The 16799-nt window shown below is 49.1% G+C and carries 17 protein-coding genes and 1 tRNA gene; 4 read left to right on the top strand and 14 right to left on the bottom strand.

The window, feature by feature from the left end:
• Positions 1 to 252: 252 nt before the first annotated feature.
• From HFE64_01680 to HFE64_01640, 9 genes are all read right to left on the bottom strand, one after another.
• Positions 253 to 340, bottom strand: a tRNA-Ser gene (locus tag HFE64_01680).
• An 86-nt stretch (positions 341 to 426) separates the two neighbouring features.
• Positions 427 to 1125, bottom strand: coding sequence for a CvpA family protein (locus HFE64_01675; protein MCI8632181.1), 699 nt, complete (start codon positions 1123 to 1125; stop codon positions 427 to 429).
• Positions 1118 to 2470, bottom strand: coding sequence for a hypothetical protein (locus HFE64_01670; protein MCI8632180.1), 1353 nt, complete (start codon positions 2468 to 2470; stop codon positions 1118 to 1120). Before HFE64_01670 ends, HFE64_01675 begins: the two co-directional genes overlap by 8 nt.
• Positions 2430 to 3551: a GerAB/ArcD/ProY family transporter gene (locus HFE64_01665; protein MCI8632179.1), complete on the bottom strand. Its 1122-nt coding sequence runs from the start codon at positions 3549 to 3551 to the stop codon at positions 2430 to 2432. The genes HFE64_01670 and HFE64_01665 overlap by 41 nt, the downstream gene beginning before the upstream one ends.
• A complete protein-coding gene (locus HFE64_01660; protein MCI8632178.1) occupies positions 3548 to 4513 on the bottom strand; it encodes a hypothetical protein in 966 nt (321 codons plus the stop codon). Before HFE64_01660 ends, HFE64_01665 begins: the two co-directional genes overlap by 4 nt.
• A gap of 110 nt (positions 4514 to 4623) precedes the next feature.
• Entirely contained in the window at positions 4624 to 5985 is a 1362-nt protein-coding gene (locus HFE64_01655) for a peptidase C1 (protein MCI8632177.1), read from the bottom strand.
• Positions 5972 to 6310 (bottom strand): hypothetical protein, encoded by a 339-nt coding sequence (locus HFE64_01650; GenBank protein MCI8632176.1) that lies wholly within the window; start codon positions 6308 to 6310, stop codon positions 5972 to 5974. Before HFE64_01650 ends, HFE64_01655 begins: the two co-directional genes overlap by 14 nt.
• Positions 6311 to 7210, bottom strand: a complete 900-nt coding sequence (locus HFE64_01645) for a DUF3881 family protein (protein ID MCI8632175.1) — start codon at positions 7208 to 7210, stop codon at positions 6311 to 6313. It lies immediately after the preceding gene.
• Between the two features lie 4 nt (positions 7211 to 7214).
• On the bottom strand, positions 7215 to 7892 hold the full coding sequence (locus HFE64_01640; GenBank protein MCI8632174.1) for a hypothetical protein: 678 nt from the start codon (positions 7890 to 7892) through the stop codon (positions 7215 to 7217).
• A gap of 316 nt (positions 7893 to 8208) precedes the next feature.
• Between HFE64_01640 and HFE64_01635 the strand changes: the two genes are divergently transcribed.
• From HFE64_01635 to HFE64_01625, 3 genes are read left to right on the top strand one after another with little or no spacing between them, the layout of a single operon-like run.
• Complete coding sequence (locus HFE64_01635; protein MCI8632173.1) at positions 8209 to 8658, top strand: hypothetical protein; 450 nt, start codon at positions 8209 to 8211, stop codon at positions 8656 to 8658.
• Complete coding sequence (locus tag HFE64_01630; GenBank protein MCI8632172.1) at positions 8655 to 9251, top strand: hypothetical protein; 597 nt, start codon at positions 8655 to 8657, stop codon at positions 9249 to 9251. Before HFE64_01635 ends, HFE64_01630 begins: the two co-directional genes overlap by 4 nt.
• Before the next feature lie 32 nt (positions 9252 to 9283).
• Positions 9284 to 10531, top strand: coding sequence for an AI-2E family transporter (locus HFE64_01625; protein MCI8632171.1), 1248 nt, complete (start codon positions 9284 to 9286; stop codon positions 10529 to 10531).
• Between the two features lie 33 nt (positions 10532 to 10564).
• Here HFE64_01625 and trxA read toward each other — a convergent pair whose 3' ends face one another.
• Positions 10565 to 10882 (bottom strand): thioredoxin, encoded by a 318-nt coding sequence (gene trxA / locus HFE64_01620; protein MCI8632170.1) that lies wholly within the window; start codon positions 10880 to 10882, stop codon positions 10565 to 10567.
• Between the two features lie 232 nt (positions 10883 to 11114).
• On the opposite strand from trxA, the gene HFE64_01615 reads away from it, so the two are divergent.
• Complete coding sequence (locus HFE64_01615) at positions 11115 to 12053, top strand: CPBP family intramembrane metalloprotease (protein ID MCI8632169.1); 939 nt, start codon at positions 11115 to 11117, stop codon at positions 12051 to 12053.
• On the opposite strand, the gene trmB is transcribed toward HFE64_01615, so the two are convergent.
• The 4 genes from trmB to uxuA are packed head-to-tail and all read right to left on the bottom strand — an operon-like array spanning position 12031 to position 16743.
• Positions 12031 to 12687 (bottom strand): tRNA (guanosine(46)-N7)-methyltransferase TrmB, encoded by a 657-nt coding sequence (gene trmB, locus HFE64_01610; GenBank protein MCI8632168.1) that lies wholly within the window; start codon positions 12685 to 12687, stop codon positions 12031 to 12033. The two genes, HFE64_01615 and trmB, sit on opposite strands and share 23 nt — an antisense overlap.
• Positions 12684 to 14261, bottom strand: coding sequence for a mannitol dehydrogenase family protein (locus HFE64_01605; protein MCI8632167.1), 1578 nt, complete (start codon positions 14259 to 14261; stop codon positions 12684 to 12686). Before HFE64_01605 ends, trmB begins: the two co-directional genes overlap by 4 nt.
• Positions 14258 to 15673, bottom strand: coding sequence for a glucuronate isomerase (uxaC, locus tag HFE64_01600; GenBank protein MCI8632166.1), 1416 nt, complete (start codon positions 15671 to 15673; stop codon positions 14258 to 14260). The genes HFE64_01605 and uxaC overlap by 4 nt, the downstream gene beginning before the upstream one ends.
• Positions 15670 to 16743, bottom strand: a complete 1074-nt coding sequence (gene uxuA, locus HFE64_01595; GenBank protein ID MCI8632165.1) for a mannonate dehydratase — start codon at positions 16741 to 16743, stop codon at positions 15670 to 15672. Before uxuA ends, uxaC begins: the two co-directional genes overlap by 4 nt.
• Between the last annotated feature and the right edge of the window lie 56 nt (positions 16744 to 16799).

Below are 16799 nucleotides of genomic sequence, written 5' to 3'. Positions count from 1 at the left end.
GTCTTTTCTTACCGTTCTCTTCTTCGCTGCTTTGCTTGCAAAGCAACGTTTTTTCTTCTCAGATGTTACACTGTTCGATTTTCAATGTCCGCGCTGCTCTTTCGAGTCAGCTTATCTAATTTACCACATCTCTTGTCCTATGTCAAGTGCTTTTTTCACTTTTCTTTCAGCTTCTTTCTGATGTGGAACGGATGCTATTCTACTACATCCTTTGCTTCCTTGTCAATACCTTTTTTATAAAATATTGACAAACGGAGAAGGAGGGATTTGAACCCTCGCGCCAGTTTCCCGACCTACGCCCTTAGCAGGGGCGCCTCTTCGGCCACTTGAGTACTTCTCCATGGCTTACTTCGTTGGCTCCTCACCACGAGTGCTTTGTTTATTATATCGACTTCCCTATTCTTTGTCAACTATCTTTTCTCAATTTTACCCGAAAATTTCCATGATCCAATCGATCAGGTGATTGCTATGATAAAACCAAGAGGCTACGGAGCTTTTTTCAATGGCAACAACCAGTGTTGTAAACACATTTTGCCCTGTGGCAAACATTGTTAATATAAACATACTCAGCGCAATCACACAGGCACCGATAATGCCGCCAGCCGCCAGCCCCAGAATCCGATTTGCCAGGCCAATAAGCGGAATCTTATTAACAGCCCCCAGTCCTCTGGCAACGATCCGCAGAAGCAGCAGGGCAACCACAAATACCAATAGCACTGCTATCGCATTCACAACCATGTTTGCTAAAAACACACCAATATAATCTTTAAACGAGTTCACGCCGAGCGCCGCATAGGCTTCATAATTATTATTGCCCAGCAAGCTGCTCTTTAATGCTTCGGGAAGCGCCATACTTTCGATAAATCCGCTAGCCTCTGCCATTCCTGGCTGTGCGGGCGCCTGAAGCCCCGCTCCAAAACTGCTGGCCAGCTTCGCCTGCACGCCAACTGCGCGCAAAAAATCAGCTACATATTCATATAACTGCCACGCCAAAAGGATTGCAAGCAGCCAGCTAAACATCGTTACGACGGTACGTGCCAGACCTCTGTGCCAGCCGCGCGCCAGATAGAACACAAATATAAAAATCACGACTGCGTCCATTATAAAAGGAAGTAATTTAATCATTCTCACCCTCCATTGCATTTTTTATGGCCACCCGATAATAACAAATCTGACCATTTCGCAGCCCCGCAACTGTATTTCCGCTTTCAAAAGCAACTAGGCGATTATATTCTTCCAATAAATCAACCTGCCACTTTGGAGATCCCTTTGCCGACATTCCATAATAGGTTCTGCCCGCTCCGCAAATCAGCGTATCTCCCCATGCATCCAGATAGTCCGCATCGGCAATATTTTCTTCATGCAGGACCGCTCCCCGATAGCTATAGATCACAATATTGTTTTCTGCCGGTCCTGTCGCACCAGCCAGCCCCTCTCCTAAGCGAACAGCAAAATAGGAATCCATCATCACCAAGGAAGCGATTTGATAATCCAGCTTTTTCTCCCACAGCACCTCACAGGCACCACTCGTTGATAATACGCCCACCCGGTCGCTGCCTGCGAAGAAACAATCGCTTCCGTCAAAGCGCAGATCAGAAACCAGACAGCCCTCAAGAGAAACACTCCCCAAAATGCGGTCTACCAGTGCTGAACCATTTTCTGTTAGATCAAATACGGTGATAATGCTCTGCAGCTTTGTGCCTGTATAATGCACGTAGGCCGTTGCCATTCTGGCATTGTCCGCACTCAGAGCAATCGCAATCGGAATCCCGTCCGCATTAGCATAGGTATACCGCTGCATCAGCATTTCACCTGTATTGGAATACAGGTTTACGCTATGCCCATCGCCTCCATCAAGCACAACGGCACTGGAGCCCTCCTCGTTTACACATTGCATCAGTACCTTTTTCTCGGTAGTAATCTGCGTTTCCACAACGCCGTCCCGGATTAAAAGCACCGACGTGCCAAGCCGGTCTGCTACCGAAATATAATCGCCTGCTTCCAGCATATACGGAGAAGACATCGTAAACGGAATATCCCAGACCACCTGACCGGTTTCACTGAGTGCCTGCAGGCCATCCTGACTGCATCTAAGCAGATTTTTCCCGTATAAAACAACGGTAGTATTGCCCTCTGCAAAGCTGACGGTCTGATCCATTTTCTCTAAGGTATAGCTGGACCGTCCCTGAATCATATTATAAAAACGATCGGAAAACAGAAAGGCCGCCAGCGCCACCAGACAGACGGCCACCATTCCCATCAGGATCCATTTTTTCTTATTTTTTTCGGGCTCTTCAAGCTCGCGGTCATCCTCTATGTCAAATTGCGAATCCTCTTGATCAAAGCTAAATTCATCGCCCTCTTCCGGCCCTGCCGGCTCGCCGCCGTAAAATTCCTGTTCAAATTCATCGTCAGCTGTTTCCAGCCAGTTATTGATGCGGCCGTCTTTGCCTCCGCTTTTGTTTTTCATATAGGGTCTCCTTTTTGGGAATGCATTGTATCATCATTAGAATTAACTGTCCTATTCCCAGATAGCCGAAAAATCGGTAGCCCTTGGTCACCAGCCCTGTAAAGCCAAAGCCGGATAAAATAAGCGCGAGCAGGATCATCGTCAGGCAAATAATGCTCCTGCTGAGCGGCAGCGCGGCCTGCACGCGCCGGATGAAGCCGAAACCATCTGAAACTGCCGTGGTATACATGGCCCCCAGCAGCACACCTACATATAATTTCTGCCAGAAGGCATGCTGATCCAGAAGCGCCAGCACGGGAATAGATACTCCCTGTATTGTATCATAATTTGAAAATGTTGCAACCCCTAGCGCCAGAGTCAATATGAGTAATACAGCGCCCCCGAGACACGCAGCCTGAGCCGCTTCTTTTTTCGTATGTATGTATGCCGACAGCGATACCAGCACCGCTGCCGCCCCCAACATGTTATAAGACGCATACAGCACCGCGCTGCCAAGTGCCTGCGGCAGGTTTTTCATCGGCTGCGCCGTAAAAATGGACAGCGGCTCCAGCAAAAGTCCTGCTGCTTCTTTTTTTGCAGCAAAGCTGAGCAGGGTGTAGCCCCCCAGCATCAAGATGCCGGCAATGAGGATCGGCGTCAAAATCCGGTTGATCCAGATGATGCCGCCGCTCTCACTTTTTAGAGCCAGAAAAGTAAGGCCAGCCATGGCGGCAGCTCCTGTCCACTGCGGAAGATGCCATTGCTGTGAAAAAATGGCGCCGCTGCCAGCCAGCATGACGCCATATCCAAGCAGCATAGAAAGCGTAACCATGACGTCCAGCAGCGCACCGATCCATTTTCCGGCAATCTGCTTGGTGAAGGTGCCATAATCTGTGTTTTTATGCTCATATGCAATTTTAAGCGTGATATAGGTGGATCCTGCAAATATCACTCCCGCTAGGATCATTCCCATAAATCCAGCCTCTCCGTAGCTGGTAAAATACGCCATTATCTCTGCGCCGGATGCGAATCCGGCGCCAATTACCGTGCCGATGAGCACCAGAGCGATATGCCAGGCATTAGAAGATTGCTTCTTCTTCATTCTCCGCTCTGCTGCTCCGCATCGCCTCCCTGATCGGGAGTCGATGCCTCTGATCCTGCAAGCGTGGATTCCACACCAGCCATTGTTTTATGCATCTGTTCCATTTGCAAGTCCATCGTCTCCAATCGGCTTTGAATTCCATCCAAGGTGCTCACGCTGTTAAATAAAAGCATTCCCATGACCAGCGTGATCATCAGCAGAACTGCAGATATGGATGTGAGTACCCGCAGCGGGCTGCTTTCCTGATATTTCTTTTTCTCCGCCGGGTCACTAGCCCGAGAAGCGGCCGCCGGCGCAGGTGTTTTCTTTTCTTTTAACAAATAGGATAAAAAAGGTCTCTTCGACGCTTCCACCGGCAGCTCCCACGGCAGCGGGCCTTCCTCCTTATTTTCCTCTTCTCTTCGGCTGCTGATACCGGCGCTCATGCTATTTTCTGAAAATTGACCGCCTCTAAAATCGGCCGGATTCTGATCAGAATACACATAATACCCGCCCAGCTCATGATAATTGCCCTCAGACCACTGATAAAATGCCAGTGAACCGTCCAGTCCGTCGCCCATCATCAGGATGGGCGACTGCGCAAAAAATTCTTCATTTTCTTTAGCAAACCGCCAGGCTCCGTCATTGCCGTATCCCGGCTGATTTAAGGCCCATCCCACTACCTGATAACTGGGATACTGCCGCTGCCGCCGGCGCTGCAGACTGCTCAGCTGTTCCTCTGTAAAATGGATCTGCCGGCTGCTGCCCGATTCACCTTCTAAAATCCCGCGGATCAAATATACCGTTTGTCTTCCCAGACGGTATTCGCGCCCCAGCAGATAATAGAGCTGAAACCGTCCCACGCGGTTTGTCATATTTTCTTTTAAAAAAAGATCACTTTTTTCTTCTAAATATACCTTTACTTCTTCATTTGGCCTTCCTATACAGCGCACAATGCCCTGTCCGTTCTCATTGGTTGTCATACTGCTCTCCCCCTTGATACTTTCTGTAGGCAGAGTTTACCATATTTTACCAAAATAAAAAGCCGAAATTTGTCGGCTCTTTTTAAAAAGTTATCGACAAATTTCAGCCTCTATCTCCTCGTAAACGCTTTCAAGCACAAATTGCACCGTAGCTTCAGTCCTGCATCCTGCCAGCTTTCCCCATCGCTGCTGATATAGCTCTCGCCCGCCTGCACCTCCGCCTTCGTCCACTGAGAATCCTTCTGATAATATTCAGCCGCCAGCGGCATCTTCACATCAGGCGTTGTAATCCGCAAAATAATAGCAAAATGCTGCTCGCTCTGCAGCTGTATTTCCTCCTCCAGATCAATGGTATAATAGCCAGCATGTCTGAGGTTTCCCTGTGCTACCAGCTGCTTATTATCAAACTTAGCCGCATCCGGATCCACCACCACATATATTTCATAGGAAGTCAGCTCATCCGTGGCGTAAAAGCTAACAGCAGCCAGCCGTTCCTCTGTCTCAGCCGTAAATACATTAGCGCCCCATGCCGTTTCGCCTTCATACCCCATCTGCCCCGTCCAGCCAAACTCGTCATGCTGATAGATCCCGTCATATACGCCCGGCTGATCCAGCCGCGAATATGTCAGCGTATTTTGCGCAATCGTCGTATCATAATACGAAACATAGAAAAACCCTTGATCGCCAAACTCCTCTCCCCAGCTGTTCTGACAGATGAAAGCTCCGTCCCCTGCCGGACATTTCACAAAATGATCCCGGCTGTATGCATCATCCCAGCCAATAATTAGTATATCATGATTGTACTGCACGGCCCCGTCATAATAATAGGCACAGCTTTCCGGCTGATAATACTGTGAGCTGCCCTCCTCCTTCAGAATCGCATCATCCGCATACAGAGAGCTCTGCACAGCGCCGTTTTGCATCACCGCCCGTTTAATCGCATAGCGGTCATTCTTCAAAAGCTTTGCCTCCTGCAAATGCGCACGCACCTGCGCCTGCGGGTTGGTCTGGCCGTCCGCATACGGATCATCCGACTCCCACACCGGCCCTTTCCAGCCCGTCAGATAGGCCAGCGCCATTGTAAAATTGCCGCCTTCCTCCGTGCTCACGCCAAAGCCATGATTCATCGCCATATGATCGACCGAAAAGCTTTCTACCTTTTGCGGAAGCCACAGCACCTCCAGGCCGCCAAGGGCGGCAAATGCCCAGCAGGTCCCAAGCTCTCCCTGATTCTTAATGCTGGCGGTGCGTCCGATTTTCCGATTGTCCCACTCGGACGGCAGCTCCCATCTCTCGATATCTGTATGGCTGGTAAGCTCTTGGTCGGCGGCCCCGTCTACCTGTTTCCAATTCTCGGTCTCGGCCTGCCATGTGCTGATCACCAGTGCCTCCTCCTGCCTCTGACACCCAAGAAGCAGTCCGCAGAGAAGCATGCAAACAAGCCCTATTCGATATTTTCTACTCCTCATCATCTTCATCTGTCCTTACAATCTCGATCTCAAAGCTTTGATAGGGAAAATGCTCAATAAAATGATCCTGATGAAACTTTGTCTGCCGAAACCGCTGCATTTCCTGATGGTTTTGCGCAAGCCAAATCGGCCGCGGCAAATCCAGCGCATGAATGATTTCATCTATGCAGCTTTCTAGCCGCAGCGCCTCTGCCCAGTCCGTATGTTCATCTGTAGCCGTATGGCTTTGATAGATCTGATTCTTGTGCCATATCTTTCCCCAAACCTGCAGCACCTTCCCTACCTCCTGTTTCGTCAGCTTTTGCGGCTCTGCCGCTCTTATGCTCAATTAAAAAAATGTGTTTTGATCTTCTAAAATCATACGCGCCGGATCCAGCCGCCCGTAAAAATAGACCTGACCTAAGAAACGCCGGCCTGGCTGCGGATCACCGAGCAGATCGCGCGGATTGATGCAGACGCGCACGACCTGCCCGAGCACCTCTAGCTCGAGATAATATACCCACTCCTCGGTGTAGGAGTTCATGAGCTTTTCTACGCGCAAGATATCTCCCAGCAAAAAGAAATGATTATCGGCTCTTTCGGCCGGATACATGAATCCGTCGAATATGCTGTACACATCCTCTTTCTGCAGGCGCTCCTCGATCTCTTGCTGTGTAAGATCTTCATCATACTGTATTTCGCTATAGGCCTCTTCATCGCCCTGCATCGCGCGCTCCAGAAGCTCGCGGCGCCAGGCCTCGCTTTCTCGGATGGCCTCTTCGTCTTCTTTGCTTCTCTCGATGCCAAGCAGTACCTTGCCTTCTGTGGAAAGTCCGTAACAGGAGGTGTATAGCTGTGTTTTTCCTTTTAGATGAGGCTCCAGATAATACCGGTGCACCTCGGTAAGCTGCAGGCAAAGCCCCTCTAATGTGGCTTGCTCCTGACCTGCCAGATATAGCGAATCCCCTGTGCTCTCCTGAAATTCACAGTCCACCAGACTATAGCCGCGCTTTTCCCTGAGCGCCGGCACAGCCATAAATATATTGATGTAATCCTTTCCCTTCAGTTCGCCGCGCAGGACCATCCGAAACGGCCCCATATCTTTAAATATTTCCACATGCATTTCGCCGGCTTTGATAAATTGCTGTCCTCTGAGCTGATTTTTCTGCAGCAGCTCATTGATCAGCCGGTCCATATTGCGCTGACTGGTGTATTGACTCATCCCAATCGCCGAAAATTTTCGCAGCATATGATTACTCCTTTATCATGACGTATGCCGTTGCCGTTTGATCCGTCCCTTGCAGGCTGGCCTGTATCTCAAAGACGCCCTGCCTGTCAGGCGCCGTATAGGCGCCATACTGATTGATTGTACCGGCATTTTCTCCAATTACCTTCCACTGCACCGTACCCTGCAGGGTATCGGCTTTGCGGCAGCTAAATGTGTATTTCATCCCTGGGCGCAGTGATTTCGGCGGATTGGCAATATAAAATAGCTGCGCCTTTGCGGCCGTCTCTTCTTTTTCTGTCATCAGCTCTTCTTTTCTGGCCTGCCAGATCAGGCACAGTGTTCCGGCCGGCATTGGCGATTCGAGCCGGATCCCAATCTGCAGATACCCTGTCTCCTCTTCCAGACAGGCGGCCAGCTTTGCCTCCGGCACACCGGGAATATAGCTTGACTGATGAAAGACCTGGCTATCGCCGTATAAAATGCGCCGACTTTCCAGCGGTTTTTCATCTATCCCCATTTCATCTGCCAGATGCAGGGAAATCTCATGGCGCCCCGGTCCCAAACCTGTATCGATCCGGCGCGTGTAAAAGCACTGCCCTGCTCCGCGGCTTTCCTGCACGGTAATCCTAATTTCTCCGCCGGCAAACGGGCCTTTTAGGGACCGCGCTATATATTCTATCGTAACACCCTTACTCTCATGCATATAAAATCTCCAGTCTACTATTTACATATGTCCTATTCTAGTCCCTTTTCTTCCCATGCGCAAGATTTTTTTCAAATTATCAATTTAAAAAGAGCTCCGCCTATGGTATAATAAGCGCAGCAAAGTCGGCAAAGCAGTTTTGGCTAATCAAGTCCCTGAGCCGCCTTATGAGTTTGGCGTAAAACGCCAAACTCTGATATCGTCATGATATAATACAGACACAGGACGATCGCAAGAATCCCACAGGGATTTCTTGCCAAGTTCAGCGAGGAACGAGCTGAACTTCTTCAATAAAAAACAGGAGGATTATTCTATTATGAAAACTTTTTCTACCGAACGCCGTGGTTATAACATAAATGAAGTCAATCAGTGGGGGCAGGAGCTCGAAACAAAACTGGAAAACCAAGAAAAGCAGCTTGCCGAGTATCGTCAAAAAGAAGCTGCCATCAATGAATCCGTTGTCGAAGCCCGGCTGCTGGCTAACAAAATTATTGAAGAGGCTAAAACAGAGGCCGAGAAAATCCATCAGGACTCATTGGATTCCATGACGGATATCAAGGCTCAGCTCACAGCAATGCGTGAAAAATTAACGGCCTTTCAAAATGACTATAACCATGCGCTCCAGCAATATTTAGTAGCTGTACGCTGCACCGATATGGTAAAGCTGTTTGATGATCTTGATCAGTTTATGGAAAAGCTCGGACTAAACAAACCAGAAGAAGATGCCGTTGAGCTAACAGAGCTACAAACGGAGGAAAAGGCATGATCTGGTTTTATATTCTTGGCACGCTGATGCTGGCATTTTTTCTTTTAAAAAATATCCACAGCACCGGTGAATATAAAAAATATGCTCAGCAGGCTTTATTTGTTTTTGATGATACAACTAAAATGCATAAGGTTTCCCGCATTTTTTTTACCATTGGTTTTTTCACATCCATTGGCATGCTTCTCATTGCCTTTTTTATATTAAAGGTCCGGGAGCCGGACACCCTGATGATTCTCATTTGCCTCATCATTGGCTGCCTATTGTTTGGCTTTTTTCCCTTCACTCCCGGCAGGTGGGTCCTCACTCAGGATGGCATCTATCTATACAACTATAATCTTTTTGTTCCCTGGAGCCAGATGATCGGCAATCAAATCGTCGCGCGCAAAAGAAAGACCTTTTTAATTCTATCGCTCAAGCAGCAGGATGGAGAAGCGCTTAAAAGAACGATGTATCCTTTGCTGATTCCTGCCCATCAAGCCGTTGATATCTCGCATATGATCCGGGATTTTGTCAGTCTTATAGAGAAAAAGCAATACCGCAAGCGCTTTAATGAGGAGCGGTCCCTCTCCTTAAAAGACCGAAAATTTTATTGATTTCACTCGTTTAAAAGGGAAGGGAGGGCTTTATGAGCTCAAATAAACAGCGTCTGGCATGGCTCCGCAATCTGCCGCCGTTATTCACTCTTGCGCTCGTCACGGCATTTGGCATTTTGTTTTATAAGATCGTTCGCGATATCGATATATCCGGCATTCACTTCTCCCGCATCCTAACTATTTTAAATCCGTTTATCACTGGCCTTGTGATCACTTTTTTTCTTGTTCCGCTTGTCAAGCTTTTTGAGAACCGGCTCTATCGTCTTAAAAAAATCAAGTTGCCTGCTAAAGTGGTTAAACTTTTAGCCACCCTCATCAGCTATGTTTTGATTTTCGGTCTGCTCATTCTCATACTAGTTTATATCATCCCTCAGATGTTTGCCGGCCTTTCCACTTTAATCACACTGCTGATCGATTCTATTCAATACTTATACGGCAACCTCAATAGCTTTATAGATTATTGGGATCAGAGCTCCTGGAGCTCTCTGATTTCCGGTCAGGATGTGTACCGTTTTTTAGGCGATCAGCTTTCTTCTCTGGCAATCAATCTGCAGAATATCGCTTCTACCGTATTACCCATGCTATACAAAACCATCGCCGGCATCGCTTCCGGCTCTATCAATTTCATTGTAGGCATTATCATATCCATTTACCTTGTCAACGATCGGCACCGCGTTGCCTTTGCTGGCAAACGTCTTTTGTATGCCCTTCTGCGGCAGAGCTGGGCCGACCGCGTTTTAAATCTTGCTCAGGAAACGCTCCTCATTTTCCGGCGTTTCTTTATCGGCAAGGCTTTAGACTCTCTGATCATCGGAATCCTCTGCTTCGTTTTCATGAAGCTTTTCCGGCTGCCCTATGCAGAGCTGATCAGTGTAATCGTTGGAATCACAAATATCATTCCGTATTTCGGACCTTTTATTGGAGCGATTCCTTCTATTTTAATTATCCTAATGGTTTCTCCTATGGATGCCCTCATCTTTTCTGTGTTTATTCTGGCGCTGCAACAGCTGGACGGCAACATCATCGGCCCCGCTATTCTTGGCAATTCTCTTGGTTTGAAGCCGATCTGGATCATCTTCTCCGTCACTGTCGGCGGCGGTCTTTTCGGCATTGCCGGAATGCTGATCGGTGTTCCTGCTTTCACCGTGTTATACACCTTGTTTCAGCGTATGATCCAAAACCGGCTAAAACGCAAGGGGATCGCCTCCTCTGAACAAATTGAGGAAATCGACCGTCAGCGCCTCCGCGCACAAAAAAATAAGGAAGAGACAACGCCTTAATTTCCTTGTCTCTTCCTTCTATTTATCATATGCTTATAAAACTGCGTTTATTTTTTCCTGCATCTGAGCCTTCGGAATAGCGCCGATCACCTGATCAGCTGTCTGGCCGTTTTTAAATAGGATAAAGTTGGGAATACTCATAACTTTATACTGACTGGCCAAATTGGGATTTTCATCCACATTAATCTTAGCGACCTTGATCTTCCCTTCCATCTCATCACTGATCTGCTCCAGCACTGGGCTCATCATCTTGCAGGGGCCACACCAATCCGCATAAAAATCCACCAAAACAGGCATGCTGGCTTCCATAACCTCTGTCTGAAAATTTTCTTCCGTAACCTTAATTACCATCACAAACTCCTCCTTTTCTAATTTGCAGTACACCACAAGTTCAGCTCATTCTTCGCTGAACTTGTGCCGCCTTTGCTATGCCATAATGATATCGGAGTTTGACGCCAAGCGTCAAACTCATAGCGCAGCACAATTACTTGAATAGCCGAAATATATCCAGCTGCGTTTATTATACCATTAAGCTCTCTGAGCATCAACCTCATATTGGGCAAAATGCCCAGAAAGGCTTCTTATGAATCGATTGCTGCGCACGAACCTTTTTGTTTTTTGCTTTATTATTCTCTATTTCGCGCTTAGTTTTTCTATCGGATTTATTTCCGCACTTCTTCCCGAGAATGCCCATGCATCGTTATGGACCTCTCTGCTTATCTACCTGCTTAGCTTTGGCATTCCCGCGCTCGTTTATGCGCTCATTGCCAAACGAAAAAACAATCAGCGCCTTGCCGACTTCTTTTCTTTTCACAGGCTCCCCGTGGTCTCCATTTTGCTCGTCATCGCAGCCGCTATCACCGTCCAGCCGCTTATGATGCTGATTTCCTCCATCTCACAGCTATTCTTCCGAAATATTACCACCTCTTCCATGCTTCAAATGGCCGAGATGCCGCTGTGGGCCTTTTTAATCTCCTCTGCTGTACTGCCCGCTTTCTTTGAGGAGCTTATTTGCCGCGGCATCATCTTTAATGGCTATCAAGACACCCCCGCGTGGTATGCTCTTTTCATCCCCGCGCTGTTCTTCGGCATGCTGCATCTTAATTTTCAGCAAAGCCTCTATGCCATCGCCGGCGGTATTTTCTTTGCTCTGCTTGTAAAGGCCACCGGTTCTCTCTGGTCCTCCATTATCGCCCATCTAACGATCAACGGACTGCAGAGCCTTTTCGCATGGTATATGCTGCAATCAGGCGCCTATGACAGCGCCGCCGCTCTAGAACTGCCCACCGGCTGGATGGGCATGCTGCTAGCGCTGATCCCTTATATATTCTTAACCGCCATTACCCTGCCGCTGCTCATCCTGTGTCTGCGCCAGCTTTTTATCCGTCACCGCAAGCCCGAACAGACTCTCCGTCCCCTCTGGCCTCATTGGCATCAGGGCGCCTGGGTCATGTACGGAATCATAGGCTTTTTACTTTTATATACAATTGCCACCGAAATTATGATTCGTCTGCTTCCATAATCCGCGGCGGATAGGCCTTTAAATAATGAATATTTTTCCCCGCCCTGACAAAATTCTCCTCGTACTCCGTCATCACATTTCCTTCTATGTAGGGGCTGTGATGCAGATCATCACTCATCTCTCCGATGCTCCAGCCCTGCTCCTTAAGACTTTCCAGTGAGAAGGCAAACAGCGCATCATTATCCGTTTTAAAAGAAAGCCACCCCTCCGCATTCAGAAGGCGGGCATAGAGCGGCAAAAACCGCTTCGATGTCAGCCTTCTTTTTGCATGCTTTTCCTTCGGCCAGGGATCGCTGAAATTCAGATAAATACAGCTAAGCTCTCCCTCCGCAAACACCTGATCCAGCTCCTGCGCATCCCAGCGAATCAGCCGAACATTATGGCCCGCCTCCGGATACATCTGCCCGGCTGCGCGCGCCAAAATCGTCGACATCCGCTCATCGCCAATCCACAGCCCATCCGGATGCCGGCTTGCCATCTCCTTAATAAACCTGCCTTTTCCGCAGCCAATCTCCAGACAAAGCCGCTGCTCCGGCGCCCCGCGCCACTTTCCCCGAAGCTCCGCTGGGTCCGCTACAACAAACGATGAAGCCGCTAAAATTTCTTCCGTATTTTTCAGGTACCGTATCCTCATCTGCAGTCCCGCCCCAAATATTTCTTTAACGTAGCGCGCACAGCGCCAACTCCCGTCATCATCTCCTTAAAATACCGGATAACGGGCTCGGCTAATCCGACCTCCTCCAGATCCACACCAAAAATGACGGCATTTTGCAGAAGCGGCCGCAGCACTTCCTCTTCCACAGCTTCCCCTAGCCTCATTCCCGCAAACACAGGCAAAAGCATAGGCAAAAGCGGATCAGGGCTAAGCTGCATAGAATTCCCTTCATCATCTACTGCAACCAGATAGCGCAGCCATCCGGCCAGCACAAGGGGGATGAATCTCATCTGCTTTACTGAATCCGGCGAGGCGGCCCAGGCCTTGATGGTCTCGCCAAAGCGGACAGCCAGTTTCTGCGATGTATCCGTTGCAATACGCTGAGGCGTATCGGGCATAAATGGATTGGGCAGGCGCTGCGTGAGCACCTCTTCTAAAAACTGCTGCGGATCTATAACGCCGGGATTAACCACAAAGGGCATTCCTTCCTCTTTGCTCATCTTTGAAACAAAGCTCTTAAGCTCCGGATCCTTCATTTCATCGGCGATAGGGGTATAGCCCAATAAACAGCCGTATATGGCCAAACAGGTATGCAGCGGATTGAGGCAGGTGGAAACCTTCATTTTCTCCACCTGATTTACTGTCTCACGCGTTGTCATGATGACGCCCGCTTCCTCCAGCGGCGGCCTGCCATTGGGAAATGAATCCTCGATCACCAGATACTGCGCTGCTTCTGCATTGACAAACGCCGCTGTATACGTCCCTTTTGCCGTCACAAGCGGCTGGATATCTTCCAGTCCATCTGCCAGCAGCACCTTTTCAACAGCTGAATTAGGCCGCGGTGTGATCTTATCAATCATTGTCCAGGGGAATGAAATTTCATTTTGCAGATAGGCGTAATCCTCCTGACTGATCTGGCCGCTGCGCTGCCATGCGCTTGCAATTTCCATAACCGCTTGCTGCAGCTTCTCCCCATTATGAGAGCAGTTGTCCATACTGACCAGCGCCAAGGGCTTGCCGCATGCGGCGCGCCTGCCGATGCAAAGTGCGGTAAGCTGCGCCATAAGGCTCCGGCAGCCTTCGGGGCCGTTTTGCATATCATAGGCAATATCGGGCAAAAGCTTCTGCGATGCGTCCCGCAGCGCGTAGCCTTTCTCTGTAATCGTAAAGGAGACCATCTGCAGCGATGGCGCATCAAAAATCTCAGCAAGCCGCTTTTGGTCCTGGCTGAGAATAAGGCTTTCGGCTATGGAGGCAATAACCTGTTTGTGCATGGAGCCGTCTGCGTATAATGTGACACCGATGGTCAGGTTGTCATAGGGACGAAGGCTTTTGGTGACGATTTCTTCGTCATAGCTTTCGCAGCAGAGGATGCCGATGCCCAGCTTTTGACCCAGTGCCGCCGGGAAAATCCGAAAAATGTTGCCGGCGCCAAAATGCAGCCAGCGAGGGGCTTTTTTTGTGTTTTCGGCCAGTTGCTGCGGCTCAAATGCCGGCATCTGATATCCATCCCATCTGTGTGGGCTTTGAATTTCTTTTAATGATAGCTTCATTCTCCGACCTCTCCTTCAAATCCAAAATACCGGTTTGCATTGTGGTAGCATATATCTGCCACCAGCTTATGCAGCTGCTTCTCATCATTGGGGTATTGTCCGATTTCGACCCATTCACCGATCATGCTGCAAAGCAGCCGGCGGAAATATTCATGACGCGTGTAGCTCAAAAAGGACCGCGAATCGGTGAGCATGCCGACAAAGTCTCCTAATACGCCGCATGCAGCCAGACTGTTTAGCTGCGCGCGCATGCCGTCTAGGTGATCGTTAAACCACCATGCACTGCCGTGCTGCAGCTTGTTTCCGTCCTGAAAGCAGCCGATAATCGAATCGATCGCCGTGTTATCAACAGGGTTTAACGAATAGACAATTATCTTAGGCAGACCCTGATTTTCTGCCATCTCGTTTAAGAGCGGCGCCAGATTTTGCACGCCAGAGGCCGGGTTGACTGCATCATAACCGGTATCCGGCCCCAGCAGCGCATACTGCCTGCTGTTTACATTGCGCTGACAGCCAAAATGAAGCTGCATGACCCAGTGCTTCTCTGCATATTTCTGGGCACAGTACACTGTGAGATATGTTTTATAGGCATCTGCCTGCGCAGGTGCCGGCTTCTTTCCCTGCATGGCCTGTGTAAAGGCCTGCTCGGCTGCCTCTAGATCCGGCTTAACATACATACAATAATCCAGGCCATGGTCGGCTCCTAGGCAGCCGCAGGCGGCAAAATAGTCGATTCGCTCTGCAAGCGCTTCCGCTACCTCCTGCGCGCAGGTAAGCTTATGTCCGCATACGGCAGACAGCTGCTCGATATATTGGCAAAAGCCCGGCTTCTCTATATTGATGGCCTTGTCGGGCCGGAATGTGGGCAGCACCTTGATTTTAAAGGAATCATCCTCTGCGAGCTGCTTATGCCACCGCAGATCATCGATGGGATCGTCGGTTGTACAGATGGCTTTTACATGAAAGTGCTCCATCAGCCTGCGCGCGGAAGACTCTTTTAGCTTTTCATTGCACTGCTCATAGATGAAATCCGCCCGTTCGGGCGTAAGAATCTCTTCTATATTAAAGGCCCTTCGCAGCTCCAGATGGCTCCAGTGATACATGGGATTTCCGATTAGCTTTGGCATGACGCGGGCAAAAGCCCTGAACCTTTCTTGATCATCCGTCGCTTTTCCGGCTTTGCCGGTGATATATTTTTCATTGGTTCCGTTGGCACGCAGCAAACGCCATTTGTAATGATCGCCCCCCAGCCACAGCTGTGCAATGTTTTCGAAATGCCGATCCTCCGCAATTTCCTGGGGTGAAATGTGGCAGTGATAATCCAGTATCGGGAGCTGCTTGGCTGTTTGATGATAAAGTCTTTTGGCTGTTTCGGTGGTAAGCAGAAAATTTTCGTTCATAAAGGTGTTCATCTGTCTGCCTCTGCCAGCCTTTCGAGCATGTCCCAGCAGCCCCACAGATACATGACGCCGAGTGCTCTGTCGTACAGGCCATACCCGGGTCTGCATTTTTCGCCCCAGATATGGCGGCCGTGATCGGGTCTTACATATCCGGTATAGCCGCAGTCATGATAGGCCTTGACAATTTCGAGGATACCGACGTCTCCGTCGCAGTCCCGGTGAGATGCCTCTGTAAAATCTCCGTTTGGATAATGTTTTACGTTGCGGATGTGGGCAAAGGCGATTCTGTCGCAATAGGTGCGGATGATGTCTGCGACGTTGTTGGCTGGGTTGGCGCCTAGGGATCCGGAGCACAGGCACAGACAGTTATACGGATCGTCTACCATGGCGAGAAAACGGCCGATGGATTCTTTGTCGACCAGCAGACGGGGAAGGCCGAAAATATCCCACGGGGGATCGTCCTGATGAATGGCCATCTTGATGCCTGTTTCATGACAGGTGGGCATGATTTTTTCCAGAAAGTACTGCAGGTTTTCCCAGAGCTTTTCCTTTGTCACGGTGCGATATGCATCAAAGAGCTCGTGCAGCTTCGCTAGGCGCTCGGGCTCCCAGCCCGGCATGGTGAAGCCTTCGCATTCTTTTATGATATACTGTGCCATTTCCTCTGGATCTTCTTTGATTAAATCCTTTTGATAGAAAAGGGCTGTTGATCCGTCTGGCATGGGATGGTACAGGTCGGTTCTGGTCCAGTCAAAAATAGGCATGAAATTATAGGTGACAACCTTGACCCCAAACTGGGCTAGGTTGCGCAGCGTTGCCTTGTAATTTTCAATATACTGATCGCGGCTAGGCCGTCCGATTTTGATATCGTCATGCACATTGACGCTCTCTACCACTTCCATGTGAAAGCCGGCGCCTTCGATTTGTTTCCTTGCTTCTTCTATTTCTTCTATTTCCCACACCTCGCCTGCCTGCTTATGGTGCAGCGCCCATACGAGCCCTTTCACTCCCGGGATCTGTTTGATTTGCTCTGGCGTAATGCTATCGTTGCCTTCGCCATACCATCGAAATGTCATTTGCATTATGTGCGCCTCCTGCTTTATTTTAATTTATTATCTAATAAAATGCGGTGTTTATC

The organism is Lachnospiraceae bacterium, assembly GCA_022794035.1.
In the GTDB taxonomy this organism is placed as follows: Bacteria; Bacillota; Clostridia; order Lachnospirales; family Bianqueaceae; genus CALWPV01.
This window is presented reverse-complemented; position numbering and strand designations above follow the sequence as displayed.

Coding starts and splice junctions, on each gene's coding strand:
- HFE64_01635 (MCI8632173.1), top strand. CDS start 8,209: ATGAAAACTTTTTCTACCGAACGCCGTGGTTATAACATAAATGAAGTC.
- HFE64_01640 (MCI8632174.1), bottom strand. CDS start 7,892: ATGCATGAGAGTAAGGGTGTTACGATAGAATATATAGCGCGGTCCCTA.
- HFE64_01630 (MCI8632172.1), top strand. CDS start 8,655: ATGATCTGGTTTTATATTCTTGGCACGCTGATGCTGGCATTTTTTCTT.
- HFE64_01655 (MCI8632177.1), bottom strand. CDS start 5,985: ATGATGAGGAGTAGAAAATATCGAATAGGGCTTGTTTGCATGCTTCTC.
- uxaC (MCI8632166.1), bottom strand. CDS start 15,673: ATGAACACCTTTATGAACGAAAATTTTCTGCTTACCACCGAAACAGCC.
- HFE64_01625 (MCI8632171.1), top strand. CDS start 9,284: ATGAGCTCAAATAAACAGCGTCTGGCATGGCTCCGCAATCTGCCGCCG.
- HFE64_01615 (MCI8632169.1), top strand. CDS start 11,115: ATGAATCGATTGCTGCGCACGAACCTTTTTGTTTTTTGCTTTATTATT.
- trmB (MCI8632168.1), bottom strand. CDS start 12,687: ATGAGGATACGGTACCTGAAAAATACGGAAGAAATTTTAGCGGCTTCA.
- HFE64_01670 (MCI8632180.1), bottom strand. CDS start 2,470: ATGAAAAACAAAAGCGGAGGCAAAGACGGCCGCATCAATAACTGGCTG.
- HFE64_01605 (MCI8632167.1), bottom strand. CDS start 14,261: ATGAAGCTATCATTAAAAGAAATTCAAAGCCCACACAGATGGGATGGA.
- HFE64_01660 (MCI8632178.1), bottom strand. CDS start 4,513: ATGACAACCAATGAGAACGGACAGGGCATTGTGCGCTGTATAGGAAGG.
- uxuA (MCI8632165.1), bottom strand. CDS start 16,743: ATGCAAATGACATTTCGATGGTATGGCGAAGGCAACGATAGCATTACG.
- HFE64_01675 (MCI8632181.1), bottom strand. CDS start 1,125: ATGATTAAATTACTTCCTTTTATAATGGACGCAGTCGTGATTTTTATA.
- trxA (MCI8632170.1), bottom strand. CDS start 10,882: ATGGTAATTAAGGTTACGGAAGAAAATTTTCAGACAGAGGTTATGGAA.
- HFE64_01645 (MCI8632175.1), bottom strand. CDS start 7,210: ATGCTGCGAAAATTTTCGGCGATTGGGATGAGTCAATACACCAGTCAG.
- HFE64_01665 (MCI8632179.1), bottom strand. CDS start 3,551: ATGAAGAAGAAGCAATCTTCTAATGCCTGGCATATCGCTCTGGTGCTC.